Source organism: Mesorhizobium sp. M0676, from assembly GCF_040320535.1.
In the GTDB taxonomy this organism is placed as follows: Bacteria; Pseudomonadota; Alphaproteobacteria; order Rhizobiales; family Rhizobiaceae; genus Mesorhizobium.
In genome coordinates, this window is record NZ_JAMYPU010000004.1 from 12,849 (window position 1) to 38,578 (window position 25,730).

Here is a 25,730-nt window from a genome sequence, read left to right on the forward strand (position 1 = left end):
CAGTGGGGCCAGTGAGCTTGCGCAACGATCTCTCACGGGAGGTCGAAACCTATGAACCCTGGTGGAAGGAGTTCGTCGGATCTGCGAGGCGCAATGCTTGGGACCGTGCCTGGCCTGGTAGGCGTCGGCGTCTTCTCGGCAGTCATAAACCTTCTCGCCCTGACCGGCTCGGTCTATATGCTGCAAATTTACGATCGCGTTTTACCTTCGCAGAGCGTTCCGACGCTTGTCGGGTTCACGATCGGAATGCTGGGTCTTTACGCGGTCTACGGGCTGCTGGATTTCGTGCGCCTGCGCCTGCTGGTTCGAGTGGGCAATCGTGTCCATAGGAATTTGAAGCAGAGGGTGTTCGGCCTCTCGCTGTCCTTGCCGCTCATTGGCGGGCAGGATGCGAACCGGATACAGCCCCTCCGTGATCTCGATCAGTTACGCGGCTTCCTTTCCGGAATGGGGCCGACTGTTATATTCGACGCTCCGTGGATTCCATTTTACCTGCTGATCATCTATTTCCTGCATCCTGCGCTCGGTCTGTTGTCCACAAGCGGTGCGATCATTGTCGTGCTGCTCACGGTCATGGCGGAAGTTCTTGGCCGCACATCGGTGACACGCGCGTCCGAGACGCTGGTGTCGCAACGCAATCTCGCCGAATCCGGACGCCGCAACGCGGAAGTCGTACGCGCGATGGGCCTTTCCGCACGGCTTGCCCACCGCTGGGGCGAGATCAATAACGCATATCTGCGGCACCAAGAGAGGCTTTCCGACGTCGTCGGCGCCACCGGGGCACTCTCTAGGGCACTGCGTTTGGCCTTGCAGTCCTGCGTTCTTGGACTGGGTGCCTACCTGGTGATAGGAGGCGAAGCCTCGCCAGGCGTGATCATCGCATCCTCCATCTTGCTGGGCCGCTCATTGGCTCCTGTTGACGCCGCTATCGCGAACTGGCGAGGCTTCGCCGCGTTCCGGCAAAGCTATTCGCAACTGGCAACGGCCCTGGCCGCTTTTCCTGACCGGGACGAACATATGGAACTTCCGCGCCCCCAAGCGGAGCTTGCGGTCGAGGACCTGACTATAGCGCCACCGGGCCAGCAAAAACCGACGGTAGCCAATGTCAGCTTCCGCCTGGCCGCAGGGACGGGAATGGCCGTTGTCGGCCCGAGCGGTTCTGGCAAAAGCACGCTTGTGCGCGCGCTGGTGGGCGTCTGGCAGCCACTTCGCGGCACGGTGAGGCTGGACGACGCCTCGCTTGACCAATGGGACCAAGAACACCTTGGCGCACATATTGGCTACCTGCCCCAGGACGTCGAACTGTTTGATGGAACGGTTGCCGATAACATTTCGCGATTTGGCGGGAAGGGCGACGCCAAGGGCGTGCTTGCTGCTGCCAAGGCAGCGGGCGTCGACAAAATGATCCTGCGATTGCCGAACGGTTTTCAAACACGCATGGGCGAGGGAGGAACAGCCTTGTCGGCTGGACAGCGGCAACTCGTGGGGCTTGCCAGGGCACTTTACGGCGATCCGTTTCTCGTCGTTCTGGACGAGCCGAATTCAAATCTGGACGTCGATGGCGATACCGCCTTGGCCGGCGCGATCCTGGCAGTGCGCAGACGTGGAGGCATCGTCATCGTAGTTGCGCACCGTCCTTCTGCCCTTACCAACATCGACAGGGTACTCGTAATGTCCAATGGGATGCTTCACGCCTTCGGCTCACGCGAGGAGGTCCTGGCCAACGTCATCCGCCCCTTTGCTGCGCCTGTTGAACGCCCGGCAGCGGCCGTCGCGATGCACAAAGGGGTGAGCGGTCACGCATGAGGAATATTTTTTTGTCTGAGGCGACGATGGCTCCATCGTCCCCGATCGGCAATGGGAGCCGGCGCAACGCGATGATTTCGGGCACGCGCGATGGAATCGGGGCCAACCTGATCCTGGGTGCGGCGGTCACGGTTATGTTGCTTGCCGGCGGCGGGCTCTGGCTCGGACTGACCAAGATTGCTGGCGCGGTAATTGCGCCGGCGACCGTGGTGATCGAGAGCAACATAAAGAAGGTCCAGCATCTGACGGGCGGCACGATAGGGGGCATCTTCGCGCAAGATGGGGATCATGTACGGGCCGGCGATGTGATGGCACGATTGGACGACACGCTGACACGGGCCAATCTGCAGATAATTAGCAAGGATCTTGATCGGGCAACGGTTCGGCTTGTGCGGCTGGAGGCAGAGCGGCAAGGCCTGTCGGAGATGCAGCTTCCGTTCAGCCTTCAAGCGCGAATGGGCGAGCCGGAGCTGGCTGCGCTGGTGAACGGTGAGCGCACGCTGTTCGACAGCCGCGCTACGGCCCTCAAGGGGCAGAAGGCACAGTTGCAAAGCCGCTCAAAGCAACTCGAACGCCAAGTTGAGGGCCTCAAGGCGCAACAGACCGCGGAAGAACAATCCGTGGTCCTGCTGGATGGCGATCTTGTCGATGTACAGGCGCTTTTTACAAAGAAACTGGTGTCCAAAGAGCGACTTAGCAACATCAGACTGGATGCCACCCGGGCGCACGGAGAATCAGGGCGCCTCGCGGCGGCAGTTGCCGAGGCGCAGGCCCGGATCAGCGAGACCGAATTGCAGATTCTTCAGCTCGATGAACAAAGGCGTAGTGACGTGACGAGCGAACTTCGTGAAACGGAAGCCAAGCAAACCGAACTCAGCGAGCGCAAGGTTGTGGCACAGGACGAACTGGCCAAAACCACCATCCGCGCTCCGCAATCGGGAACGGTACAGGAATCTTCCATTCACACGATCGGCGGCGTGATTGCCGCGGGCGAGGTTCTCATGATGATTGTCCCTGACACCGGCAACCTTGTCGTCGACGCGCTGATTGCGCCGTCGCGCATAGATGACGTTCGTCCAGGTCAGCGGGTCTCGATCCGGTTTCCGGCTTTCGACGCCGGGACTACGCCTGCCTGCCAAGGGTCTGTCAAGCGCATCTCGGCGGACCTGATAAAAGATCAACAGCGCCAGCTTTCTTATTTCTCGGCGCGCATCAATGTCGAAGACAAGTCCACCTGTCTGACCGATGCCAAAGTGCTCAAACCCGGTATGCCAGCGGAGGTTCACATAAGTACGGACGAACACAGCGTCTGGTCTTATCTGCTGAAGCCGCTTACCGACCAGATGTCGAGGGCTTTCCGGGAATGACATGGCGGCTGTGAGCGGTCGACCGCGGGAACACGGCAGGCGTGCTTGCTGACATATTAGGGTAGGCGACGTGATGCCACAGGGGTGACGCCTGCGGCCGACGCGCGAGGCTCGTCTGGGACATTGTCCCGGCTACAAGGATGCCCCAACAGGATTTTCCTGGCCGCCTCACCAAGTCCTGCCCCGACAACAGCGTTAGTGTCCTGTCATCTTTTGCGCAACAAACAGCGCATACCGTTCCACGATCATCGAGATGAGCAATTGCCTCACGAGGAGAGGTTCTTTGCTCCTACGACGCGGCGAGGGCCCTGCGGCGGACACGGCGTGCGGCATGCACCGTTCGGTCTGCAGTCACCGCTACATTTGCCACGTCAGATGTATGCGGCAAGGCGTTCGCGCTTCCATGCGACCTCTTGTAGGGCAGCAATTCCCTGACCCGAGCATTGACCGAGGCAATTTCGACCCGCAGGTCCTCGCATTCCTGCCGTCTCACATCGAGTTCAATCTGATCGGACGCCTGCTGCATGGACAGCTGTGCAAAATCTGCGGCGATCTTCGAAAGGTTCACCTTGTTGGTTTCGGCCTCCTCGGTGAGTGCGGCCAACCTTTCGTCGGTCACCTGTTTTTCGGCCAGGGCGTCGCTCCATTGTAGCTGGAGCCTGGCGATCTCGGCCGCGGCCTCGTTGTTTGCGTTTGAGGCGAGTTCGAAGCGCGATTGGAGACTTTGAATTTCTGAGCGCAATCCTCGGTTCTCAGCCTGGCAGCGTTTAAGCTCGCCATCCATGTCCGCCTGCATAATCCTGGCTGCTTCGGTCACCTCCCATAGTTTCGCCTGCGCAACCTCGAGTGAGGTGTGCAATTTGATTGCCTCTTTTTCGCTCTTGCCGAGCGCACTCAGCATTTCGGAATTTCGCGCAGCTTCGTTGGCATGGATCGTGGAGAAGGCATCCAGCCTATGCCGTGCCTCTTCCTCCCGCTTCATGGCCTTTTCCAGGTCAATAGACAGGCTCACATTCTTTTCACGCAGCTGTTTGTTCTCTCGGGAGCGCCTGTCGGCCTCGACATTTGCGGCGGCAAGCATGTTCGTGAGGTCGCCAAATTCCGCTTCGTTCTTTGTGGTGGTGTTCGCCGCTTCGACCAGCTCCAGCCTTGCCGCGGCCAACGCGCCACGGAGCACTTCACACTCCTGAACAAGGCTTGCCTGGCGCTGCTGCAATGTCTCGACGGTGCCTTGACGCTCACAGTACCGTCTGTTCAGGTCATTGAGTGTTTCCGACAAGTTCCTTTGATCTGCGATCAGATTTTGATTCGCCAACTCCAGTTCGTTGGCACGGAGAATGTCCGCGTGAAGGATGTGAAAAAACTCGAACGTCAGTTGACATGTGCTTGTAATTTCGGAGATTTTTGCGTTGATCTCCTCGAAATGGAGCTTGGCATCGTGGAACAAGCCGTTAAACGAGCTCACGGCAGCAATTCGGCTCTGCGTATGTGAGGTCATCCGATGCGCTGGTATCGGCGAGCTATCATCGTCGTCGCCGGCACCGTCCTCGCTTGGTACGCTGTCATCCTGTTCGTTGTTTTCGCCTGCCATGTTTGGCACGTCGGCGACATCCTCCAAATCGAGGCACTGGTCGACAGCATTAGCCAAGTCAGCTTCGAGATCGTCGAACGACCTCTCCACATTGTCCTCGGCGCGTCTGATCAAATCCCTGAACTTCATGACTTCATCCCCTGCAGCCGCATGCCCGGAACCATTGAGGCACGAGGACTGAGATGCTTTTGTATCGAGAGCTCAACTCAGCGTCTTCGTTCAATCAAACGATGCCAGGGCGCCGGCGCCGCGAGGAGCCGAGAGCTGCGATCGGAAGGCCCTACATCGGTCTAGGTGCCTGCTGACTTGTTCTTGAGGACTGCGCGGCTCCCCTTCTTGCCATCGTCTTGGCGTCAATGGTGTGTTGCCTGGGCACATTAACAACTCAGGTGCAGAAGCCCCGACGAACGGCCCGGCACAGCCTCTTGTGGGGCGCATCAGGCGGCCGGGCCTAACCGGCGGTTGAGTGTTTTGGTTTGCCGGCTGACTCACCATGCGACATTGGCGAGGCAAGCGCATCATTCGAACGAATTGGGACCGGCCGCCTGGCCGCTCAATACACTAAGCCTCCGTTGCCGGAGCTGGCGACGAGGTGCTTTGCCTTGAGCCTTGGTATCTACATACGAAGCGGCAATACGCGCCGATGGAGCAGTGGTCCGACCCGTCAAACTATCGCTGCAAAATGCGCGGCGGAAGGCATCCGAGGATATTCTCCGTTCAGCGGTAGGAGATCGAACGCGGGCGATCTTGCGGAACTCCCCAAACAATCCCGGCGGATATGTGTTCGGCAAGGAGGATCTGGAAACCATTGCCACATTTGCCGAGCGGCACAATCTATGGATCATCAGCGATGAGGTTTACCGCAGCACAGTGTTCGACGGCGAGTTCCTCTCAATAGCATTCAGTCCCGGAATGAGAGAGCGGACGATAATTGTGAACAGCCTGTCGAAGTCTCATGCAATGACCGGCTGGAGGCTAGGGTGGACGCTTGGGCCGGTCTCGGCATCAGCTCATCTGGAAAATCTTGCGCAATGCATGCTCTTCGGGTCGCCGGCCTGTATTCAGGATGCCGCAGCGGTGACTCTCGATGAGGCGGTGACGCAGAGATGAGTTTCTTTTCGGACGCCCTTCTGCCGTTGATATTGACCATTGCTGTGCGGATGTTCGCCGGGATATGCGTGAACCTTATCGTCCGCTGCGGCGCTCAATTTGCTTGGGGTTCTTGGAACCGTTCCGAACTTTCTCCTTGCGCCTCCGATCGAGTTGCGCGTGCTCATGCGGGGCGCTGAGGTGTCTCGATCCGCAGTGGCGCGGCACTATGCGACGAAGCCTATCAGCTCAGTTGAAATTTGTCCCCAGCGGACGGGAACGACGCTTGGCCATGTTAGTTGATGTGAATGGAGCAGCTAAGAAAAGATCTGGCATTGCTTACGCGACCCGGCTTCTGGATAGCTTTCGGCATTTTGTTGCTGCTTTACGGGATTCAGGTCTTTTTTCTAATTCGGGCATGCCAATGCCTTTAGCCTGGAACATCGATACCCTAGCTAGCTGAAACGCGGTCTGTCCATCTCCCGGCGGCTGCGCCGATAGCGTTGATCAACGACATATTCATTTATAAGCCTGCTACTGCCGGGGATGCCGAGGTTGGCAGCGCCTGCATCGTTGATTGCGCACGTGGCGCTCCCCTCAAGGTAGGTGGTTACCATTCTCGCGCAGCCGGTGAGCATTGGAGCCCGCACTGTGTTGGACGTGCGCTCATGCGTCGGGAATTTCTTATAGACAGGGGAGGGTCTGTCAGGCTGGAAAATCACAAGCTATCCCGCGAATGAGGAAGCAAAAAAGGTGCAAGACCAGATCGATTTCTTCCAGGCAACTCGGTCCTCGCATCATCGCCGATCAGCGGCCGTACCGTCGAGAACCAAAATGCGTACGATCTCAGCCGGTCGGCTTCGACCAAAACATGCGGACTACCGGGCGGGGACAGTCGGTGCCGCGTCCCGTCCTGTGGCCGGCGCTATGCTGACGCTCCTACGGTATCCCGTTCACCGCCCGCGGCAGGAGGGCGAATTTCCTCCGTCCTGCGCGCGACAACCGTCCACTGTTGCGGCCGCACGCAGGACTGCGGCTTATACGCCGTTCTTCCTCTGAGCGGCGTCCAGTTCGCAGGGCCAAATCACCATTGGTATGCAGACGAGCCTCTCGGCGTCTGACAGAGATCAATTGCGCTTTGCACCAGGGTTCCTGGATCGTAAGCTCCAAACACGCTGCAGTCGCCTGATATGGTCCACTACGTTGGCCGGCTCATACGGCTTCGCAACGTGCGGGCCTTCCTGACAAAGGTCGCCCGCCGCGATCGCAGTTCGTTCTACTGCGGCAGAAAGCACTATTTTGACCTCGGGCTTGTTCTCGCGAACCCACTTCGACAATTGGAACCCGTTCATGTTGCCCGGCAGGTCAACGTCACACAAGACGGTGTCCACACCGAACTCCGCATAGTTCAACGCTTGTTGCGCCTCACGTGCGAAATGGGCCTCAATCACCCTGTAGCCACAGTGGCGGAGATAGTCCGCGATGACGCATCGGGCGATGACGTCGCCGTCAACCACGAGGATCGTTTGGCTCTGTTGGTTCGGGGCTTCCATTGACGGAGAACGGTCAGCAACCGGCAGGGTTCCACGCATCATGACCTGCGCGGGGATGCCGACCGAAGATCGCGGCGAGATCCTGCACGAAATGATCCCTGCCGGCGGGCGCATTCAATTCAGCGGAGCGATGCCGCACTGGTGACGCCGTTTGCCACCTGGTCGACGAGACGGGCTAGAAGGCATGGTCTCGAAGCTCAAGGGCAGTCATATCGCAGCGGCAAACGAGCGCTTGGCGCAAGATCAAGTGCTTTGAGGAAAAGCAAATGCAAATCATCGGTGCACAGCGCGAGCGCGGCAAAGCTACCCAGGTGATCATGGCTGAAAAGGGCCTCTACAAAGGCGGCGCACTCGTCAACTTCAATGCCGATGAGCGGCAAGCGCTTTGGGATCGCGTCCAGGGCAAGGTTGGCCGCCCGGTCCCGAAGGGGCATAAAAAGGACAAGGCCGAGTGGCTGAAGCCCGGACTGGTTGGCTGGGTCAAGACCCTCAAAGGCGAAGAGAAGCTGCGGCACGCAAGGCTGCTGGATTTCCGGGAGGATGATGCAAATGGCCATGCCTAAGAAAGATCAGGAACGCGCCACCTACGCTTGGATGTACGGCGCCCAAGCGCGCAAGGATGGCAAGGAGCGTGGGTGCCAGCTTACTGGCAGGAACATGCCGACGCGTGGCTGCAGGGCTTTGACGGTGTGGCGATGGACGGTTTTGGCAAGACCAAAACCGTCAACGACGAGATGGAGGCCGAGGTCGACGAAGCCGCCGTCGAGCGCCCCGACGAATAGCCATTTGGCGTATGAATCTGTACGGTCGTTTTTGATTGAAGAAAGGGTTTCGGCAGCCCGGGAAAGCTGTTCGGAAGGTTTGTTCTGGCCATTGGCGCTCTCCATTGAGAGCGTCGCCGCAACGAGGACCATAATTCTACATGCCAGGCCGTCTGACAAGCGCCTCGCCGGCCTTACCCAAAGGAAGACGCAGGGCCACGGCGCCAAGCGGAGCCATCAGGAGCAACCCGCAAAGATGAGCAACGGCAGGCCCGGCGACCTCCTTTGGCACACGGGACAAACAAGAAGGGCGCCGAGCCTTACCGGCGCTGCTTTGTGAGGGAGACGACGCCGGATGATGGAGTATGCGATCATGCTAATGTCTGCGAACCATGCGAATGAAGGAAAGCCGCGTGGCAGTGCCAATCAACCACGTTGAGACCAAGGTCGGCGGGTGCGATCAGGTTCGGACCATGATGACGGGCTGGCGGGCCTGCACATGGTGGTGGCTACCGCGCTACCGCCTTGCTTTGCGCCAGCCGGCGGCCCATGCCTCTGCCTCGCTGCACAGCCAGCGCTGGCTGTACTGAAACTGATCGTCGTCTTCCAGTAATCCTCCTGCCTTGGAACGAATAAATCGCTCATCGGTACTGGTGGAAATGTTGCCCTTGATATCGCAGCTCCCCGCGCCGGCCGTGCGGGTGCCACTCAGCCAGCCAGCTGGGATGAGCCGGTCAGGGAACCATCACCAGCGCCGGCAGATATTGCCGTCGCCACATCCACCGCCCCTTTGCGTTCTTGCGCCAGCGGTCGGCCTGATCCGCACCTTGATGACGCTGGACTCTGCCCACGCCCTCTCCCCCGAGTGCAGAATGCTTCCAAAGCGGTAGCGAGTCCAGACCGAAACATTAGCGCCGACTAACGGTTATTTCGGCAGTGTTCCGAACCGTGATTGGTAGAGCGTTGGTGGCGCCCTCCTAAAATATGTGATCGGAGCGTGCTTTAGAAAGCTTCGCCCCAGCAGGGGCGTGCTTGACGATTTCGGCGAACAGAAAAAGTCGCCGGCTCCGCCCGACCAGGCCGGGAGGCGGTCTTCATGGCCAAGCCTAAGGCCATGCGCGAAATGATCATGCGCGAATGCAATGACGCGGCAATGAGCAAGCCCTACGCCGAGTTCTGCGCCGACGTGAATTCCCTCCGCGGAATGCAGTAGGTCATTCACGGCCGCGCAGTTCGACGACGATGGTGGGCAAATTGCCCTCATCACAATGACTGTCAGCTTCCGCCGGCAACAGCGTAATGCCAGCGGTGACCGACGCCGGCCCAGAGACTCCCCGGGCCGCTCCTCGCCAGCCTCCAGGCGAGCAGGCCGGCATCGGTCAGTAAGGTCCCGTCGGTGTGCAATATATCGTTGACGCCACGAATTGCGGACGTTCGAAACCGGTCATTGGCCATTTCGTGTGACCAAATTCCGCGACTGTTTACTTGCGATCACAAGGCCCCGCAACCTGGAGGTTCCGAAGCGCCATACTGGAGTAGCTTTGGGGTGGTCACGCGATTTGAACCCGACAACGGTGCTTGAACCAGACCAGGTTAAACGTCCGTTATCGTTTTGCGCCAGAAGCGGCCAGTCAGCTTCCGGCCAAATGCGGTAGCGCTCATACTACCATGCTCAAATACAGCTCGCATGGAACCGGTTGTCTTCTTGGGCCTTTGGTTCGCCAGACCATACGAGATAATACGAGAGAAACGGCTTAGCGAACTATGAAATCCAACGGATCTACGCTCCCCGTCATTTCCTTCGCGAGCGTCAGACGCTCCTCCAGGCGCTGCTCACGCTCCTCGTTCGTGCACTTGAGGCGCTCATGCGCATCCGCGAAAAAGCGCTCTGCCGTCAAAGCCTTTCCCCACCTCTCGATGAGTTCCGCAAGCTGCTGCTGGCTATCGGCGGATCGTTGATGCGCAACTGTGACGGCGGTCGTTACCGTGGCTCGAGTGTCAGCAGATGTGGTAAGGCTGATTGTCGACGAGTAGCAGAGGGGTCCAGCAACAATGACTTTGAGACGAACCAGAGCTTACGGCGGATCCGGCTTGGTTCTGGCGGTTTGCACTGTATTGGCTTGGCAAAACGCCACCGCCGCTCAAGATTGCTACGCAGCCGCGACGCCTGGCGTCAATTGGCAGGAGTGTGACAAAAAGCTTCTCATCCTAGAAGGACAGGACCTGAGCGGGGCAAACCTGTTCGGTGTTGATTTCACTTCGACCGACCTCAGGAACAGCAATCTCCTTGCGGCAAATTTTGAGAAGGCAACGCTTGTGCGCGCTTCCCTGGCCGGCTCGACCGCCAAAGGCGCCCGGTTCGACAAAATCGAGGCTTACAGGACCGACTTCAGCCATATGGACGCGCAGGGCGCCGTGTTTGCGGGCGCGGAAGTGCAGCGCTCGAATTTCCAGGACGCCAATCTGGTCAATGTTGACTTCACAAAGGCGGAATTGGGGCGTGCGCAGTTCCATGACGCCGATATCAGCGGCAGCCACTTTTCGTTTGCCAATCTCGCGCGGGCGGACTTCCGAGGAGCGAAGTTCACCGCACCGATAGACTTTGACGGCGCTTTTTTCTTTCTGACCCGTATCGAGGGCCTCGATCTGTCCAATTCGGCGGGTCTGTCCCAGTGGCAGCTCAACATGGCTTGCGGAGACGCCCGGACCGAGTTGCCTTCTGGCATGACGAGGCCAGAAGATTGGCCCTGTCAATTCCAGCAGGAATAGCCCGCCCGTCCGTTTCCCGCCCAAAGGCTGCCGGGCGGCAAAGCGCCTCAATTCAGTCCTCGGCCGCGGGTCAAAGCACGACACTGCGGGACATTTCCGGCAATCTCATTTACCGGCGAACGACAACGACCAAATGGAGGACGGATGCCCAAGGTCAAAGGTGATACCGCTCTGGACAAGGAGCGCGCCAAAACAGAGAAGCTCCTTTCAAAAAGGTTGGATACACCGCCTTGAAGGAGGCCGGTGTGGTATCCAAGCGACCCGACCTCCCAGATCTAAAGGTTGAAAAGCGAGGGAAATAGCGCGGACACTCGCATGCTGACCTGACGAGGGCACGCCCAAAATGTAGACGTCTGCTTTGCCTTCTCAAGCTAGGAGCGTGCAGGCGGCGCTTGCGAGAACCACAAGGCGGACTGCTGGGGCCGGAAGAAGCTGTCGTATTTCCGCCCCGGTGCGATCCGATACTTCACAACTTTTTCACTTTCAATTGGGGGGCCATATCATATGAACGAAGAGACCGGCGTTCAGAAGTTGGTGCGCACGCTGCGTGCTCGAGCACCTGATGACGCAGCTGAATTGCTCGCTAGAGAGTCTCCCGAGTTCATCCGCGACACACTAAAGCTGTTGCCTGACGGGCACGCCCGTAAGGTGGCCGAGCATTTGCCAGTGCATATGCGGCCCATCAGCTCTCATGATGGTGACATGGGTTTCGCGATCCCCGAGTCGCTCGTCGAGGTGATGGACCCAATCCCCGCCAGCGTTCCTGTCGGGACGACGGTTGCTGCCGCGGTGGAAGCCGTCAGAGGCGCCCAAGTGCCGACCGAGCTCACTTATCTCTACGTCACGGACGAGGGTAATAAACTGGTTGGCCTGGCGGTCCTGCGCGATCTGATGCTGAGCGAACCGGACGCGGTTGTCGATCACATCATGCTGCCCAGGCCGTTCGCTCTTGATGTCGGTCTCTCTTTGAGTAACGCATGCAAGGCGGCGGTACGGCGTCACTATCCTGTCTATCCGGTGGTGGATGCGGAGAACCGGCTGCTCGGGCAGGTTCGCGGCTGGCGCTTGTTCGAGCAGCAAATCATCGAGATTTCCGCCCAGTCTGGCCAGATGGTCGGCCTCCAGAAGGAGGAGCGCTCTTTTACGCCGCTGTTTTCAGCCTTCCTGAAGCGCCATCCGTGGCTGCAGTTGAATCTCCTGACGGCCTTCATGGCCGCATTCGTGGTCAGTTCGTTCACAGGCACGATCGAGAAGATCGTCGCCTTGGCGGCGTTTCTCCCAGTCTTGGCCGGGCAGAGCGGAAACACCGGCTGCCAGGCACTGGCTATGACGCTGCGCGGCCTTGCCCTGGGGGATGTGGACAAACGACCGAAGCTGCACTTGGTGATGAGAGAGGGCGCGCTCGCGGTCGCCAACGGCGCGCTCGTCGGCGTTGTTGCGGCTGCGGCGATGTGGTTCTATGCCTCGAGGCAACCGGCGTCGGCGGCGCAGGCGCCGATGCTGGCACTTGTGATCCTGCTTGCCATGTCCGGATCGTGCCTCATGTCCGGCATCTCCGGCGTGCTGATCCCGTTGGGCCTGCGCCGAGTAGGCGCCGATCCGGCGGTCGCCTCGGCGATCTTCCTCACCACCGTGACCGATATTGTAGGCATGGGCCTGATGCTGGGGCTGGCCACCATGCTCGTGCTGTAGCAAGCTGCGTGCGGTGACGCGTCCCTGGGCGTTGAGGCAATGAGCTGACCTCGCGTTCAAAGAAATTGCAAGACCCGGGCCGAATCGCACACGCCTCGTGAGAAGCACCTCCGGCAGCTCTCCGCCCCTTGCGAAACGCGACGGAAGGCCTTTGGAGAAGCCGTGGGTGACCTTGAAGCCTGGTGACCAGATACGCAGGATCGCCCACCCAATATTAATCTTGTCGGCTGTGCGATCCACTACTGATGAGATTTGACTTGTTACGCCTTGGGCTAAATACTTCAATTATGTGCAGCAATGTTGAGAAGAATTTTTGACAATCAGCGCAGCCGAAACAGGAATAAACCCGATATCTTGTTGCGCAGCTGCAACAGCTGCTGAGACTCGCATAAGTCCGGCGACCGTTCAGTCGCCTTTTTCTTGCAGTCGTGCTAAATCCCTCGCACTAGTCGGGTTTGGGGTGGGTTCTCGGCATGCAATCTTCGTTTCGAACGATCTTCGGCATCGCCGCAGCGCTGCTTTGTGCCGGCGTGTTGCCGGCCGGCGCACAAGGTCTTTTTGGGGCCTATGACGATGCGTTTGCGGCCCGCATCGCCAGTCCGGCCGACAATGGAACGCTCGCCCAATTCGTCACGGTTGCGGTCAACGCTGGACAGTACGATCAGGCGATCTCCTCGATCGAGCAGTATCTGATCCAGTACCCCCGCGATGCGCGCGCCCGGCTTGCGGCCAGCCGGTTGTATTACCATGTCGGGTCCTATGAATTGGCCCGGCGGCAGGTGCAGTACGGCATCGAAGTCGGGGGTCTGACCGCAAGTGAGCAACAGGAAGCTGTTCGCCTGCTCGCCCGCGTCGAGCGCGCGTTGCGTGGCGTCACCTGGGAACTCGCCCTGACCGGCGGCGTATTCAGCGCATTCACCGATTTTGAGCCAGGCGGGGCGCAGGACGACGACAGCTTCGTCTCGCCTTACGGGCAGGCGGAAGGTTTTGTGCGGTGGGACCTCGGCACGCCAAGTGCCGACGCGCTCGTTCTTTCGGGGTCGTTGACCGCGACAGAGCGTCTCTTCACGGAAGACCTGTCGGTTCCGGGTGGCGAGAAGACTTTTATCCACGGCAACGCAGCGATTACCTGGGACAAGGGACTGCCCAACAGCGGGATCGATTCGCTGCGCCTGCTGCTTTCCGCGTTTACCGTTACGGATCGTTTCGACAGCGATATTTACGAAACCGGTATCGGCCTCAGTGGACGTTTCGTCGTTCGCCCGACGGTCGAGACGACGCTCTTCGCCGGTGGCGGCTACATCGATCTAAGCGCCTCGCAAGGCATTTTCGCGGATAGCAGGGTCTTCTATGAGGCAGGCGGCAGCTACCGCTTCCGCAATGGCCAGGCGCTCGGCTTGCGCTTTGTCGGCTCGAATGACTTCGCTTCCGGATCGGGCGAAATCAGCCGCAGCTATACGGGCGAGGTCCGCTATGGCGGCCTGTTGATGAACGTACCGGATCTTTTCGCATGGTCGCACCAGATCGCCTTATCGGCCGGCCACAGCGACACTCCCGATCTGTCCGTCGGCATCGGCACAAATATCAAGAGCGACTTCTGGCGCATTGCCTCGGAAAGCGATTTTCAGCTGACGGAAGCGCAGAAGATCAGCGTCGATCTCGCCTATCGTAAAACCAACTTCGCCCTCGCCAACCGCGACCGAAAGTCGTTCGAAATGCTCATGAGCTATACGTTGACGCTCAATTGAAAGAGGCCGCGATGAGGTATCATCAGATCGTCATTTTTATCGCCTGCCTCGCCTTCGCGGCACCATCCGCCGCTGAGACGGTCGGGTCGATGACGGCCTATCAGACCATCATCGTCCGCAATAACGGCGGGACGATGAACGTTGGCGCCGGCGTCGAACTCGGCGACCAGTTGCGCAGCAATCCCACCGGTCTCGGAATGCTGGTGTTCCGGGATGAATCGAGCGCCAAGATTGGTCCGAACACCAGCCTGACCATCGATGAGTTCGTCTACAATCCGGGCTCTGGGTCGGGAAAGATCGACATCGGGATGAACAGCGGCCTGGCCCGTTTTTATGGCGGCCAGGTTTCGAAAGGGGGCGTCATGCAGGTTGCGACGCCGCACATGGTGCTCGGAGCGAGAGGCGGCATCATCGAAGTGCTGGTGGCAGCCGGCCAGACCGTCGGCATATTGCGCGCCGGCCGCATGACCTGCACGATCAATGGCAAACGGCTGGTCATCACGAACCCGGGCTACGCCTGCACGTCGGACGATGGCAAGCTTCTGGCCGGCTACGGCGGCATCGACGCCTTCCCGATCTTGGACAGTATCGACCGGATAGCCGGAACCGGCCTGCCGGGCGCACCGGGTCCTGGGTTGGACGTAAGCGCAATTTGTGCGTCGGCTCTAGGCTCCTCGCTCAAAGTCTGCGGGTCCAGGGACGGCGCACTGCCAGGAGTGGTCATGGAATTCCCTGACAGCCCAACGCCACCTGCGGGCAGCGGGGGGCGGCGGGGCGAGTGTGAGGGTGAGGGTTGCTGCTACTACTACAACTGCGATTAGGCCTGGCTGCACGAGATGAGCCACTCGGTCGGTAGGCGCTGGGCTGATTGGCGGCAAGCCGGCAGGCGCAAAATATCCGGCCTTGTGGTCGTGCTCCTGCTGCTCGCCTGCCATTTGGCTTTTGACGGGCCGTTGTCGCGCCTGCGTGAGCGGACGTACGACTTCTATCAGTTTCTCGCCCCACGCCAGGCGACGAGCAATCCTGTCGTGATCGTCTCGATAGACGACGCCAGCCTCAAGGCACATGGGCGATGGCCCTGGAACCGTGGCCTCTTGGCCGATCTGGTCGATGGCATCACGCAATCCGGCGCGGCGGTGGTCGGGCTTGCGCTGGTACTCCCCGAGGCTGACACCTCGCCTGAGGGCATCGCCGGAGACAAGCGCCTGGCAGCGGCGCTGTCCAAAAATCGAACGGCGCTTGCCGTCAGCCTGGGCAATGAAGCGACGGTTTCAGAAGCAGAACCCAAAGCCGGCTGGTCGATCGTCGGGCAAGTACCCGATACACTTCCCGGCTTCACCGGTCTTACCGGCTCGCTTGCCGAATTCTCGAACGCCGCCGCAGGCCTCGGCGTGATTCGCACCTTGCCCGATCCCGACGGCGTACTGCGCCATGTGCCGCTGCTCTGGCTTCGCAACACCCCTCAACGCGCGCAGCTGTGGCCGTCTTTCGCACTCGAGCTCCTGCGCCTTTACGCTGGACAGGACGGTTACACAGCCCGGATGAATGCAGCCGGGTTCGACGCACTCAGGATGGCAGGCGCCATTGTGCCGCTCGAGCCGGAGGGGAGCATCCGCCTCTGGGAAACCGCCACCGACACGCCTCGCCTGTCTGCCAGCACTATCCTTTCGGGCCATGGCGATCCGCGGCTGCGGGACGCCATCGCCATTGTCGACCTGTCGGCTGTGGGCCTGACGCAGTACCTGCCCACGCCGACGAGTCCAGCGCGACCAGGAGCGGAGATCCACGCCGATGCGATCGGCCAGATGCTTGCCGGGCGCTTCCTGGCAGAGCCAGCGCACGCGCGTATGCTCGAGCGGCTCTGGTTTCTCCTCAGTGCCGTCGTTTTCATCGGGCTTTCCGGAGTGCTCGCCGGGCGTGTCGTGCTTGGCGCCGTCTCCCTGGCGCTGCTGGCCGTCACGCCGTTCGTGTTCGGCGCTCTCGAGTACAGCCTGCAGGGTGCACTCTATGACCCGCTGCAGCCGGCGCTTGCAACCATCATGGTTGCGGGCTTCGAAGGCTATGTCCTCTACAGGCGCAGCGAGCAGCGCCGGTCCACCCTGACGCGACAGTTCTCCCAATATCTGTCGCCCTCCGTGGTGCAGCGCCTCGCAAGCTCGGACACCGAGGCAATCCTGTCCGGCGAGAAGCGCGAGATCACAATTTTGATCAGCGACATACGTGGCTTCACGACCATGAGCGAACAGCTCGACACCCAAGAGATCGCCAAGGTGGTCAACCATTTCCTCGGCATTGCGACCGATGAGATCCTCAAGCGCGACGGGACCATCGACAAGTTCATGGGCGATGCGGTACTGGCCTTCTGGAACGCACCGCTAGATCAACCCGATCATCGTGAGCGTGCGCTGGACGCGGGCGTTGCCCTTATCGAGCGGGTGAGGCGCGAAGACGCCGCCTTCACCGCGGATGGCCATCGATCCATCGAAATCGGCGTCGCCATCGAGACCGGCATCTGCTCGGTAGGCAATTTCGGCTCCGAACGCCGCTTCGATTACACCGCGATAGGCTCCCCCGTGAACCGCGCGGCACGGCTCGAATCGACGACCAAGAAGCTGGGCATCCCCCTGGTGCTTGGACCCGGCTTTGCGGCAGGAGCATCGATGCCGGTCGTTCAGGCGGGCGCCTTTGAGCTCCAGGGTTTCAAGGGCGAGGTCCCGGTTTTCACCGTTCCGGAGATGCAAGCTGCTCAACAAGGTATGAGCCGCGAAGTAGAGAGCCAACGTGCTGAGCAATCTGGCGCCCCCGCCATGGTGGTTGGTTCGCCGCCATCCGTGCAAATGGCGCCGCTTGACCTGACACCCCGAACCCGGAGCATCCGCTGATCGGATCCAGCGGATCGCAAGATGCGATTGTCACGGGCACAGACGGACATCTCGTTTCGGCGACCATCGAGGGATGCGACGGCTTGCGTCACTCGTCCTTGAAAGTCACCTTCATATGTTTGTGCACCATTGAGGCGAGGTCCTCGGCATCCCAGTTCGTTAGCCTAATGCAGCCGTGAGAGAAGGTCTTCCCGATCTTGCCGGGTTCGGGCGTGCCGTGAATGCCGTAGCTTTCGATGGAGAGGTCGATCCAGATTGATCCCACGGGATTGTTAGGGCCGGCAGCAATGGTGAAGGGCCGCTTGGTTTTGACTCCCTTGAATGCAAAATCGGGATCGTAGTGATAGGTCGGGTTGTGCACCACCCTTTGGATCTCTGCCTGCCCACTTGGTGCCGGCTTCTCGTCGCTCCCGATCGACGCAGGGTAGACGGCAAGCGCTTTATTGGAGGGGTCGAGCACGCGCACCTGATGAGCGCCTTTGTCGACTTCGACGCCGGCAATGGTGGCGGGAGGTTCACCCCGGCCAACATCTGGTACCAGCAGCGTGGTTCCAGCTTTCCTGAATCCGGTGCCTGGGTTTAGCCTCCTGAGCAATGGTTCGCTCACATGGAAGCGCTCCGCCAGCTTCTCGATCGAGTCGTGATAGCCAAGCCTTCTCAGGCGAGCCATCCTCTCCATGCGCCCCGGAATGCGTTTGGTGAAGGGGCCGCGTACATCTTTGCGGGTCAGTTCATAGGTGATCAGAGCTGGGCTGGTGGAGGTTGCCATCAGCTTGTCCCAGGTCGCCTGGGTGAGCTTGCCATCTGGGGCCAGTCCGTTCGACGCCTGGAAGGCCTTGACCGCCTTGGCGAAGTTCTCTCCAAGGCGGCCGTCGATGAGCCCCGGTGAGAAGCGCGCACGATCCAAAAAAATTTGCGCCTTCAGCACGGCAGGATCCAGCCCTTTCGGATCGCCGGCGGAGAATTGCGCCTGATTTACCGCGGCTAGGTCCAGCTTGGCCGCCTCCGTCCCGCCGCATGCGAAGGCGAGTGCAATGGCGAGGAGGAGAAGGAGCCTGATCATCGATGTCACTCCTTGCGTTAAATCGCACCTGATCTGCTTCTATGACGCGCTGTGGCAGATCTGGTTCCATTCGCCGGTAGGAGGATCCTAGGCAACCTGCCTTACGCTGCCGACCGGTCCGAGACGTTCGATGCCCGTGACTTGCCCCTCACGAGAGGCGTTGCTGGCCGCGCAGATTGGCAGTGTAAAAATGGTCTGGCCATGTTGACGTGAGCTTCTACCTTCAAACTGCCCACTACCTGGACCGGCAGTCAAATGGTCTCAGGGCAGCAAGTGAGGAGATGCGCTGGGAACCGGCTTGTCGGGCGGGTATTCTATTGATCTTCGGTATCGATAGATCCATGTTCCGTCGTCACTGTGATCGCGTTGTCGCCCGCGATTGCTCTAGCGTATTCGAAGCGCTCCAACTTCTGTTCTGCCGATAGGCCTTTGAACATCGCGGTGGCCGAGTTCGTGATTTTGAAGTCGCCGCAACTCGGACAGCGAAACTCCCGGATGTCACCAACTGTCTCCGAATTAACGAGCGCCTGCTCATCTGTAATCGGGCAAATTGCGGCCATCCAAGCCATCGTGGTCCTCCGTCCTAAGGCCGTCCTCGATTACCCAAAAGGCATCGTCGAGTGCAAAATCCATTTCTGCCGACGCTCACCCCACCTGGAGTACTCCACCGAGTAGATTGCGCTCTCCACTCTCCAACCCGGAATGTGGATTAAAGCCAGTTCCTCGGCGAGCGATTTGCTGGTCAGCGGTAGGCGCTCTCGCTCTGGAGCCTCTCCCAAGCGATCGGAGATGTTCATGTAGCGTCGGGCAGGACCGAAGGGCCGGAACGTGGCGTTTTCATCTCTTCGGCAATCACCAGTAGCGCCTCCAGAGCGACGGCGATCCCCGACATCAGCGTACTTATGTCTGCGTTGCCGCCGAGCGTCGAAAGTTCGGCCGCTCGCGTTTGCATGCTTTGGCTCAGCTCTTGTAACTTCAGGCGCAGCTCGTCATCCATGTATGTTCTCCAAGCTTGACGCTGGAGGAACGCGCCTGCTTACAACCCGTTCCGCCGGTGGCCGCAGAGAACCAGAGACACCGCAGATGCTACAACTTGCGCTGTGGCGGCGCTTAGGATGGGCGGTGGATTGAGCCTCAGCGACTGACCGTCGGCAAATAGCGGATGCTTCAGTCTCGAAAAGGTGCTGGACGGCGATATGCACCGCCCCTTGGCCCTGGGTGCTGGTCCCATGCACAGTAAGGCCGTGCAAGTGCGCGCGGCCTCTGGGCTCAACATTCCAGTCGTCATGGTCCAAAGTTGTCCCAAGGTGGGTTCTCACCGAAGTGGGCGGCGAGAAGCGTCACGAAGCTTTGAACTTTGGCGGAAAGATGCCTTCTTGACGGGTACATCGCGTAGATCGACCGGCTTACCGGCTTGAACTGGGGCATCACTGTCTCCAGTTGGCCCGAACGAATGGCTTCTCCAACAAGGAAAGTGGGGCAAAGTACTATGCCTGCTCCACCCAGCGCCGCATCGCGCAGGAGCTGCCCGTTCGTTGCCGTCATCCGTGCAGTGATTTTTACCGCCACTTGCCCCTTTGGTCCGTCGAACCGCCATTTTCCGCGGCTGGCGCGCAACGCGTAGTCCAGACAATCATGGTCGTGGAGATCCGACGGCTTTGTGGGACGCCCGCGTCTGTCCAGATAATCGCGCGAAGCGCAGACCACCTCGCGTGACGGCGCGATTCGGCGAGCAACCAGATTGGAAACCGTGAGTGGAGCGATGCGTACCGCGACATCCAGGCCCTCTTCCACGATGTCAACCACACGGTCGTCCAACACCAACTCAACCGACACCTCCGGGTAGACCGCGAGATATTCTGCAACGACTCTCCCAAGGTGCATCGCGCCGAAGGAGATCGGCGCGCTGACACGCAGTGAGCCGGTCGGACGTGTCTTGCTCTCGGCCGCGCTCGTACGAACTTCCTCGACATCCTCGATTATGCGCAGACTGCGCTCGTAGACGGAGGCGCCGAGCTCTGTCAGGCTGATGCGCCGGGTCGTCCGGTTGAGAAGGCGTGCGCCAAGCCACTCTTCCAGCATTTGGACATGCTTGCTCACGGCCGCTGGCGATAGTCGCATCCGCTTGGCCGCTCCAGCGAAACTGCCTTCACCGACGACGTTGGCAAACACGGTCATGCTGGTCAGCCGGTCCAACTGCAATCACCTCTTTCATTCACGTTTCGTGAATTCACCATCCATATCTCCCTCGATTATCAATCCGCAGTGGACAGATTATCTGAAACCAGGCCGGGATCAATTGTCCGATCCGTCTCTCTAACGTTTGCCCGAAACGTTGGCGTCGAGTGCCTTCTCGCGGGCTGGAGGTGATCATGTCTCTGACCAAAGCAGCCCTTCGGGAGAAACAGGGAGCCACTTTTCGCATGTGGCTCTCCGTGCTCACTGTATCGATGGGTATTTTTTCGATGATCACTGCGGAGCAACTCCCTGTGGGGCTGATTCCGGCAATTTCTTCCGAGTTGAATGTCTCTATTGGGAGTGGCGGTCTCACGGTGACGATACCCGGCGTAATTGCGGCGTTCGCTTCTATCGGTTTGCCGTTGGCAGTGGGGAGGCTCGACCGGCGTATTCTGATGGCGGGCCTGCTCGCGGTAATGGCTGCGGCGAGCGTGATTTCAGCGCTCGCAACGAACTTTCCCGTTCTGCTCGCGTCCAGGCTGCTCGTCGGGATCACCATCGGTGGCTTTTGGGCGATAGCCGGGAGCATCGCAGTACGCCTTGTTCCTGGACCGTCCGTGCCGCGCGCCATGACTATTGTCTTCGGCGGTGTAAGTGCCGCTGCGGTGCTGGGCGTGCCGGCCGGCACGATCATCGGTGATCTAGTCGGCTGGCGCGGCGCGTTCTGGTCTCTCGCCGGCCTGAGCTTTGCCATACTGCTCGCCGCCCTGCTTGTGCTTCCGAAGCTGGAGGCGGCGCAGCCTATGGAGGTGAAAGCCCTGCGTGCGCAATTGCGCAATCCCGCCCTCCTGGCGGGCGTGGTTGCGACCGCACTGCTGGTGGCTGCCCACTACGGTGCCTACACTTTCGTGAGCCCGGTGTTGCTGGAGGTCTCGGGCGTCACTGCAGGGAGCATAGGTTGGTTACTGTTGGGGTATGGCATTCTCGGAATAATTGGCAACGCCGTCGCAGGCGTCTGGGCCGCCAAATCCGTCGGTCGCACATTGGCCTGCGTCGTCATTGGGCTCGGCGCCACGCTGGCTCTCTTCCCGTTGCTCGGGGTCACGCCGCTCACAGGAACCATCCTGCTGCTGGTGTGGGGCTTCGCGTATGGCGCGGCGCCCATTACGCTGCAGACGTGGGTGCTGAGCGCAGCACCAGAAAGCGCGGAGACCGCGACGGCCATCTACTGCTTCACTTTCAATCTTGCCATCTCCGTGGGTACCCTAGCGACCAGTCAGATCGTCGACACGATGGGCGTGAACAGGGTCCTCTGGGTCGACTCCGCCATCATCCTGCTGGTGCTGCTGCCGGTGTGCCGCGCACCCATGCTTAACCGGAACATCGGAAACTCGTAGACAGCAAGCCATCCTGTGCCGCCCGTCTGGCAATGATGTGATAGGTTGAAGTAGATCTTCGTTTCCTCTGTCTTGAAAGTCACGCGCGTCACATCAAACGCGGGTTCCGCCGCACCGTACGGGTGCCGATGCTTTGCGCCCCGGAGGACAACTGGCTACTTGAAAAAGGACTTGATCCCCTCGTCGATATGTGTGCTGATATGAGATCGATCTCATGCCGCGCTCTCAATTGCTGTTATCTACGGGAGCGCGCTCTGGGAAGCATATGTCTGAATGACGATGAAGAGGGAGGTTCAAGTGAGGAAATTGATCGCGTGGCTGGCCTTGGCCACTACCACGCTCGCGTTCGCGTCTGCGGCGTCGGCGGGTGAAACCATCGACCGGGTTACCTCGAAGAAGGCAATGGTGGTCGCCACAAACAGCGGTTGGCCGCCGCAGAGTTTCCTCGACGACAGTAATCAGTTGGTCGGCTTCGATATCGACGTCTCGAAGGAGATCGCAAGGCGCCTCGGTGTGGAGGTCAGTTTCGACACGCCGGACTGGGCGACGATGACGGGCGGCCACTGGCAGGGACGCTACGATCTGGGCGTCGGCTCGGTGACGCCGACCAAAGCGCGGGCCAAGGTGATCGATTTCGAAGGCATCTATTATTATAGCCCCTACGTTTACGTGGTTCACAAGGACAGCCCGGCCAAATCGGTCGCCGACCTGAACGGCAAGATCATCGGCGTCGAGACCGCCACCACGTCGGAGGATTTCATCCGCAGACAACTCGAGATCGATGCTCCCGGCCTGCCGCCCATCGAATACAAGCTGGAGCCCGGTGAGATCAGGACTTTCGCCGACTCAATGCTGCCGTTCGACGATTTGAGGCTCGGCGACGGCGTGCGCCTCAACGCGGTCATCGCACCAGAACAGACGGCTCAGAACGCGATAAAGAACGGCTACCCGTTGCGTGTCCTGGAAGGCGGCTATGCCTTCCGTGAGCCACTGGTGGTGATCGCGGAAAAAGGTGATGCCGAGTGGAATGCCAAGATCGGCGGCATTCTCGACGAGATGAAGAAGGACGGTACCCTCGCGAAACTGACCACCAAGTGGTACGGCAAGGATTACAGCTCTGACTGAGAGGCATCGTGGATAAAGCTTGAGCGGGGTGCATTCAATTGAACATCCCGCTCCATCTGTTTTGTTTCAGCCGCATTTCCACGACACCGGGCGGCTCCGCCTGCCTGCAAAATGCTCTAGTGCCGCCACCTCATCATATTGATCATGACATGTCCTGACACCTATTACCGACGCACGCTTGCCGACAACACCATCAGACCGCCGCTGAGCGGCGTTTCCGAGTGCGAGACAGTCGTTGTCGGCGGCGGACTGGCCGGCCTGACGACGGCGTTGCAGCTGGCTCGCGCCGGCCAGCAGGTCGTCGTGCTTGAGGCGCAGCGGATAGGATTCGGCGCTTCCGGTCGCAATGGCGGCTTCGTCAATCCCGGTTTCGCCACCGGCACCGACAACATCGCCGCGATGGCCGGCGTCGACGCGGCACAAAAACTGCACCGCCTGTCCATCGAAGGCGTCGACTTCGTGCGGCAGACAATCCGCGATCTCGACATCAAGGCGGCAGAGCCGCGCTCCGGTATATTGAGCGTGCTTCGACACGATGGTGGCGCCGCGCTCAAGGCATATGCCGAGCAACTGGCGCGGGATTTCGACTATCGGCTCGACTATCTCGATCGCGACCAGGTGCGAGCGGTGCTGCATTCGGATCGCTACCACCAAGGCCTGCGCGATCCCAGCGCCTTCCACATGCATCCGCTTAACTATCTGCGCGCCGTTGCGAGCGAGATCGAGCGGCTGGGCGGCAGGATATACGAGAGAACGGCTGCCGTTGAAGCCAACCTTGACGGCGCCGAAAAGGTCTTGCGCACCGACAGCGGCGAAGTGCGCGCCCGCCAGGCCGTAGTTGCCACCGGCGGATATACGGGCCCACTGGTCGGCCGGCTGCAGCGGGCATTCCTGCCTATCGCCACTTACGTTATGGTGAGCGAGGAGGCGCCTGACCTCATCGCCAAGGCGATTACGACGACCGACGCCGTCGGCGATAACCGTCGCGCAGGCGATTATTACCGTGTTGTCGAAGGCGGCAGGCGGCTGCTCTGGGGAGGGCGCATCACCACCCGGGCAGCCTCATCGGGCGTGTTGGCGAGGCAATTGCGCCGTGAGATGGTCACCACTTATCCGCAGCTCGAACACCTCAAGACCGAACTCGCCTGGTCCGGGCTCATGTCTTATGCCCGGCACATGATGCCCCAGATAGGCCCGTTGCAGCCGGGCGTCTGGTACCTCACGGCTTTTGGTGGCCATGGCATCAACACCACGGCGATCGCCGGCAAGTTGATCGCCGAAGCCATACTGGGACAATCGGACCGTTACCGGCTGTTTGCACCATTCGGCCTTGCCTGGGCGGGCGGCCCGGCTGGACTTGCGGTTGCGCAACTCACCTACTGGAAGCTGCAGGCGCAGGATTGGTGGCGCGAGCGGGCCCGCTGACCGCAGGGAGATCGAAGACGTGATCGGCCGACTATTGCTCAACCACCCGGACGCGGCGCGCCGCGTTGGCGTGTTCTTCGTGCTCGCCGCCATCGCCGCCGGCCTGTATGGGCTCGGCATCAAAGCCAGTTGGCTCGGCAAGCTCGTTCCGGGGTCGGTCGAGTGGCTCGCCGCCAACCCGGACGTCGGGCGGGCGGTCTCGGCGGTGCTGATCGCATTGATCTTGGTGGCGAACTGGAACGCGCTGCGGTATCTCAGCCGCAAACAGCAGATTGTGGCAGTTTGGATAGAGCTGTTCGTGTTGCTAATGTTGTTTTTCTATTCCTTCGACCTGTCCTTCGCGTTCATCGCCAAGAAGATCGGCTTCCTCGTCTCGAAGGGTGTGGTGACGACCCTCTACATTTCGGCCATTTCGATCGCCATCGCCACCCTCATCGCCTTCGTTGGCGCCATCGCCAAACTTTCCCGCAACGGCGTGGTCTATGGCTTGGCGACCTTCTATACCTCTCTGTTTCGTGGCTTGCCGTTGCTGATGCAGATCTACATCATCTATCTCGGCCTGCCGCAGATTGGCTACGTGATCGGCGCCGTGCCGGCTGGCATCATGGCGCTGTCGCTCTGCTACGGCGCGTACATGACCGAGATCTTCCGGGCCGGCATCGAAAGCATCTCGCGCGGCCAGACCGAGGGTGCTACGGCACTCGGCCTTAGCGCTAACCAGACGATGTTCCTGGTCATCCTGCCGCAGGCGATGCGCGTCATCGTGCCGCCGACCGGCAACCAGTTCATTGCGATGCTGAAGGATTCTTCGCTGGTCTCGGTGGTCGGGGTCTGGGAGATCATGTATCTCGCACGCACGCAGGGCCAGACCGAGTTCCGCCACATCGAGATGCTCATCACCGCCTCGATGATCTATTGGCTGCTCTCGATGGGGCTCGAGTTCCTTCAGTCGCGGCTCGAGGACCGGTTCGGGCGCTCACTCAAGCGCTGATCGTCATCCGTGATCTTCGCCAAAGCGAGTTGCACAGCACCGCAACAGCCAGCTTCGGAGAGCAGCTGCAGATTGTACGCGACAGCATGCCGTTCGGCGACGTCGTGAGGGGTGAATCAACCCGGTATTTCATCGGCTTAGCCCGATCGGAGGGCAGAATAGAGCAAGTGCTGGACGAGCATGTTCGTTGGCCGACCGCCCGGCAACTACGACCGATTGCTGGATTTCACCCGCGCCAATAAGTTAACAAAATTAATGACTCTAACATGTCTCCGGCCAACCATTATCGCTAT

20 protein-coding genes are annotated in these 25,730 nt (G+C 60.0%); 14 read left to right on the forward strand and 6 right to left on the reverse strand.

From position 1 onward, the window contains the following. The first annotated feature begins 93 nt into the window (after positions 1 to 93). Together NKI35_RS05410 and NKI35_RS05415 are read left to right on the forward strand one after the other, a co-directional pair. Positions 94 to 1,806, forward strand: a complete 1,713-nt coding sequence (locus NKI35_RS05410; protein ID WP_023681048.1) for a type I secretion system permease/ATPase — start codon at positions 94 to 96, stop codon at positions 1,804 to 1,806. 71 nt (positions 1,807 to 1,877) lie between these two features. After that, positions 1,878 to 3,173 (forward strand): HlyD family type I secretion periplasmic adaptor subunit, encoded by a 1,296-nt coding sequence (locus NKI35_RS05415; protein ID WP_348524481.1) that lies wholly within the window; start codon positions 1,878 to 1,880, stop codon positions 3,171 to 3,173. 289 nt (positions 3,174 to 3,462) lie between these two features. Here the strand turns inward: NKI35_RS05415 and NKI35_RS05420 are convergent, their stop codons facing one another. Then, a complete protein-coding gene (locus tag NKI35_RS05420) occupies positions 3,463 to 4,893 on the reverse strand; it encodes a coiled-coil domain-containing protein (protein WP_023681049.1) in 1,431 nt (476 codons plus the stop codon). Positions 4,894 to 5,373: 480 nt separating this feature from the next. On the opposite strand from NKI35_RS05420, the gene NKI35_RS05425 reads away from it, so the two are divergent. Then, entirely contained in the window at positions 5,374 to 5,874 is a 501-nt protein-coding gene (locus NKI35_RS05425; RefSeq protein ID WP_352738980.1) for a pyridoxal phosphate-dependent aminotransferase, read from the forward strand. 1,106 nt (positions 5,875 to 6,980) lie between these two features. On the opposite strand, the gene NKI35_RS05430 is transcribed toward NKI35_RS05425, so the two are convergent. Continuing rightward, positions 6,981 to 7,520 carry a response regulator gene (locus tag NKI35_RS05430; RefSeq protein WP_352738982.1) on the reverse strand — a complete coding sequence of 180 codons (540 nt, stop codon included), beginning with the start codon at positions 7,518 to 7,520 and terminating at the stop codon, positions 6,981 to 6,983. Positions 7,521 to 7,672: 152 nt separating this feature from the next. Between NKI35_RS05430 and NKI35_RS05435 the strand changes: the two genes are divergently transcribed. From NKI35_RS05435 to NKI35_RS05465, 7 genes are all read left to right on the forward strand, one after another. Further along, positions 7,673 to 7,969 carry an ATP-dependent DNA ligase gene (locus NKI35_RS05435; RefSeq protein WP_023681052.1) on the forward strand — a complete coding sequence of 99 codons (297 nt, stop codon included), beginning with the start codon at positions 7,673 to 7,675 and terminating at the stop codon, positions 7,967 to 7,969. A gap of 72 nt (positions 7,970 to 8,041) precedes the next feature. Next, the gene (locus NKI35_RS05440; RefSeq protein ID WP_198020077.1) at positions 8,042 to 8,188 is read left to right on the forward strand and encodes a hypothetical protein; all 147 of its coding nucleotides are present in this window, start codon (positions 8,042 to 8,044) and stop codon (positions 8,186 to 8,188) included. 2,031 nt (positions 8,189 to 10,219) lie between these two features. Continuing rightward, positions 10,220 to 10,936, forward strand: coding sequence for a pentapeptide repeat-containing protein (locus NKI35_RS05445; RefSeq protein WP_352738985.1), 717 nt, complete (start codon positions 10,220 to 10,222; stop codon positions 10,934 to 10,936). A gap of 504 nt (positions 10,937 to 11,440) precedes the next feature. Then, complete coding sequence (locus NKI35_RS05450) at positions 11,441 to 12,628, forward strand: magnesium transporter (RefSeq protein WP_352738987.1); 1,188 nt, start codon at positions 11,441 to 11,443, stop codon at positions 12,626 to 12,628. Positions 12,629 to 13,101: 473 nt separating this feature from the next. After that, positions 13,102 to 14,376: a tetratricopeptide repeat protein gene (locus NKI35_RS05455; protein WP_352738989.1), complete on the forward strand. Its 1,275-nt coding sequence runs from the start codon at positions 13,102 to 13,104 to the stop codon at positions 14,374 to 14,376. Further along, positions 14,373 to 15,197: a FecR family protein gene (locus NKI35_RS05460; RefSeq protein WP_023687780.1), complete on the forward strand. Its 825-nt coding sequence runs from the start codon at positions 14,373 to 14,375 to the stop codon at positions 15,195 to 15,197. The genes NKI35_RS05455 and NKI35_RS05460 overlap by 4 nt, the downstream gene beginning before the upstream one ends. A 15-nt stretch (positions 15,198 to 15,212) precedes the next feature. Then, positions 15,213 to 17,258 carry a CHASE2 domain-containing protein gene (locus NKI35_RS05465; RefSeq protein ID WP_352738991.1) on the forward strand — a complete coding sequence of 682 codons (2,046 nt, stop codon included), beginning with the start codon at positions 15,213 to 15,215 and terminating at the stop codon, positions 17,256 to 17,258. A gap of 88 nt (positions 17,259 to 17,346) precedes the next feature. On the opposite strand, the gene NKI35_RS05470 is transcribed toward NKI35_RS05465, so the two are convergent. From NKI35_RS05470 to NKI35_RS05485, 4 genes are all read right to left on the reverse strand, one after another. Then, positions 17,347 to 18,321 (reverse strand): L,D-transpeptidase family protein, encoded by a 975-nt coding sequence (locus tag NKI35_RS05470; RefSeq protein ID WP_023691458.1) that lies wholly within the window; start codon positions 18,319 to 18,321, stop codon positions 17,347 to 17,349. Positions 18,322 to 18,635: 314 nt separating this feature from the next. Further along, the gene (locus NKI35_RS05475) at positions 18,636 to 18,890 is read right to left on the reverse strand and encodes a hypothetical protein (protein WP_023699977.1); all 255 of its coding nucleotides are present in this window, start codon (positions 18,888 to 18,890) and stop codon (positions 18,636 to 18,638) included. A gap of 224 nt (positions 18,891 to 19,114) precedes the next feature. Next, on the reverse strand, positions 19,115 to 19,318 hold the full coding sequence (locus NKI35_RS05480) for a hypothetical protein (protein WP_023741853.1): 204 nt from the start codon (positions 19,316 to 19,318) through the stop codon (positions 19,115 to 19,117). Positions 19,319 to 19,605: 287 nt separating this feature from the next. Further along, positions 19,606 to 20,517 (reverse strand): LysR family transcriptional regulator, encoded by a 912-nt coding sequence (locus NKI35_RS05485; protein WP_023681081.1) that lies wholly within the window; start codon positions 20,515 to 20,517, stop codon positions 19,606 to 19,608. 176 nt (positions 20,518 to 20,693) lie between these two features. Here NKI35_RS05485 and NKI35_RS05490 point away from each other — a divergent pair, with 176 nt between their 5' ends. From NKI35_RS05490 to NKI35_RS05505, 4 genes are all read left to right on the forward strand, one after another. Then, a complete protein-coding gene (locus tag NKI35_RS05490; protein ID WP_352738993.1) occupies positions 20,694 to 21,896 on the forward strand; it encodes an MFS transporter in 1,203 nt (400 codons plus the stop codon). A 297-nt stretch (positions 21,897 to 22,193) separates the two neighbouring features. Beyond that, complete coding sequence (locus tag NKI35_RS05495) at positions 22,194 to 23,021, forward strand: transporter substrate-binding domain-containing protein (protein ID WP_023687783.1); 828 nt, start codon at positions 22,194 to 22,196, stop codon at positions 23,019 to 23,021. 144 nt (positions 23,022 to 23,165) lie between these two features. Continuing rightward, positions 23,166 to 24,446: an NAD(P)/FAD-dependent oxidoreductase gene (locus NKI35_RS05500; RefSeq protein ID WP_352738996.1), complete on the forward strand. Its 1,281-nt coding sequence runs from the start codon at positions 23,166 to 23,168 to the stop codon at positions 24,444 to 24,446. Positions 24,447 to 24,465: 19 nt separating this feature from the next. Further along, the gene (locus NKI35_RS05505; protein ID WP_352738998.1) at positions 24,466 to 25,437 is read left to right on the forward strand and encodes an amino acid ABC transporter permease; all 972 of its coding nucleotides are present in this window, start codon (positions 24,466 to 24,468) and stop codon (positions 25,435 to 25,437) included. Positions 25,438 to 25,730 lie beyond the last annotated feature (293 nt).

Bases quoted from the DNA above. Each gene is read 5' to 3' on its own strand.
- NKI35_RS05410 (WP_023681048.1), top strand. From the start codon at position 94: ATGCTTGGGACCGTGCCTGGCCTGGTAGGCGTCGGCGTCTTCTCGGCA.
- NKI35_RS05415 (WP_348524481.1), top strand. From the start codon at position 1,878: ATGATTTCGGGCACGCGCGATGGAATCGGGGCCAACCTGATCCTGGGT.
- NKI35_RS05420 (WP_023681049.1), bottom strand. From the start codon at position 4,893: ATGAAGTTCAGGGATTTGATCAGACGCGCCGAGGACAATGTGGAGAGG.
- NKI35_RS05430 (WP_352738982.1), bottom strand. From the start codon at position 7,520: ATGCGCCCGCCGGCAGGGATCATTTCGTGCAGGATCTCGCCGCGATCT.
- NKI35_RS05435 (WP_023681052.1), top strand. From the start codon at position 7,673: ATGCAAATCATCGGTGCACAGCGCGAGCGCGGCAAAGCTACCCAGGTG.
- NKI35_RS05445 (WP_352738985.1), top strand. From the start codon at position 10,220: ATGACTTTGAGACGAACCAGAGCTTACGGCGGATCCGGCTTGGTTCTG.
- NKI35_RS05450 (WP_352738987.1), top strand. From the start codon at position 11,441: ATGAACGAAGAGACCGGCGTTCAGAAGTTGGTGCGCACGCTGCGTGCT.
- NKI35_RS05455 (WP_352738989.1), top strand. From the start codon at position 13,102: ATGCAATCTTCGTTTCGAACGATCTTCGGCATCGCCGCAGCGCTGCTT.
- NKI35_RS05465 (WP_352738991.1), top strand. From the start codon at position 15,213: ATGAGCCACTCGGTCGGTAGGCGCTGGGCTGATTGGCGGCAAGCCGGC.
- NKI35_RS05470 (WP_023691458.1), bottom strand. From the start codon at position 18,321: ATGATCAGGCTCCTTCTCCTCCTCGCCATTGCACTCGCCTTCGCATGC.
- NKI35_RS05475 (WP_023699977.1), bottom strand. From the start codon at position 18,890: ATGGCTTGGATGGCCGCAATTTGCCCGATTACAGATGAGCAGGCGCTC.
- NKI35_RS05480 (WP_023741853.1), bottom strand. From the start codon at position 19,318: ATGGATGACGAGCTGCGCCTGAAGTTACAAGAGCTGAGCCAAAGCATG.
- NKI35_RS05490 (WP_352738993.1), top strand. From the start codon at position 20,694: ATGTCTCTGACCAAAGCAGCCCTTCGGGAGAAACAGGGAGCCACTTTT.
- NKI35_RS05500 (WP_352738996.1), top strand. From the start codon at position 23,166: ATGACATGTCCTGACACCTATTACCGACGCACGCTTGCCGACAACACC.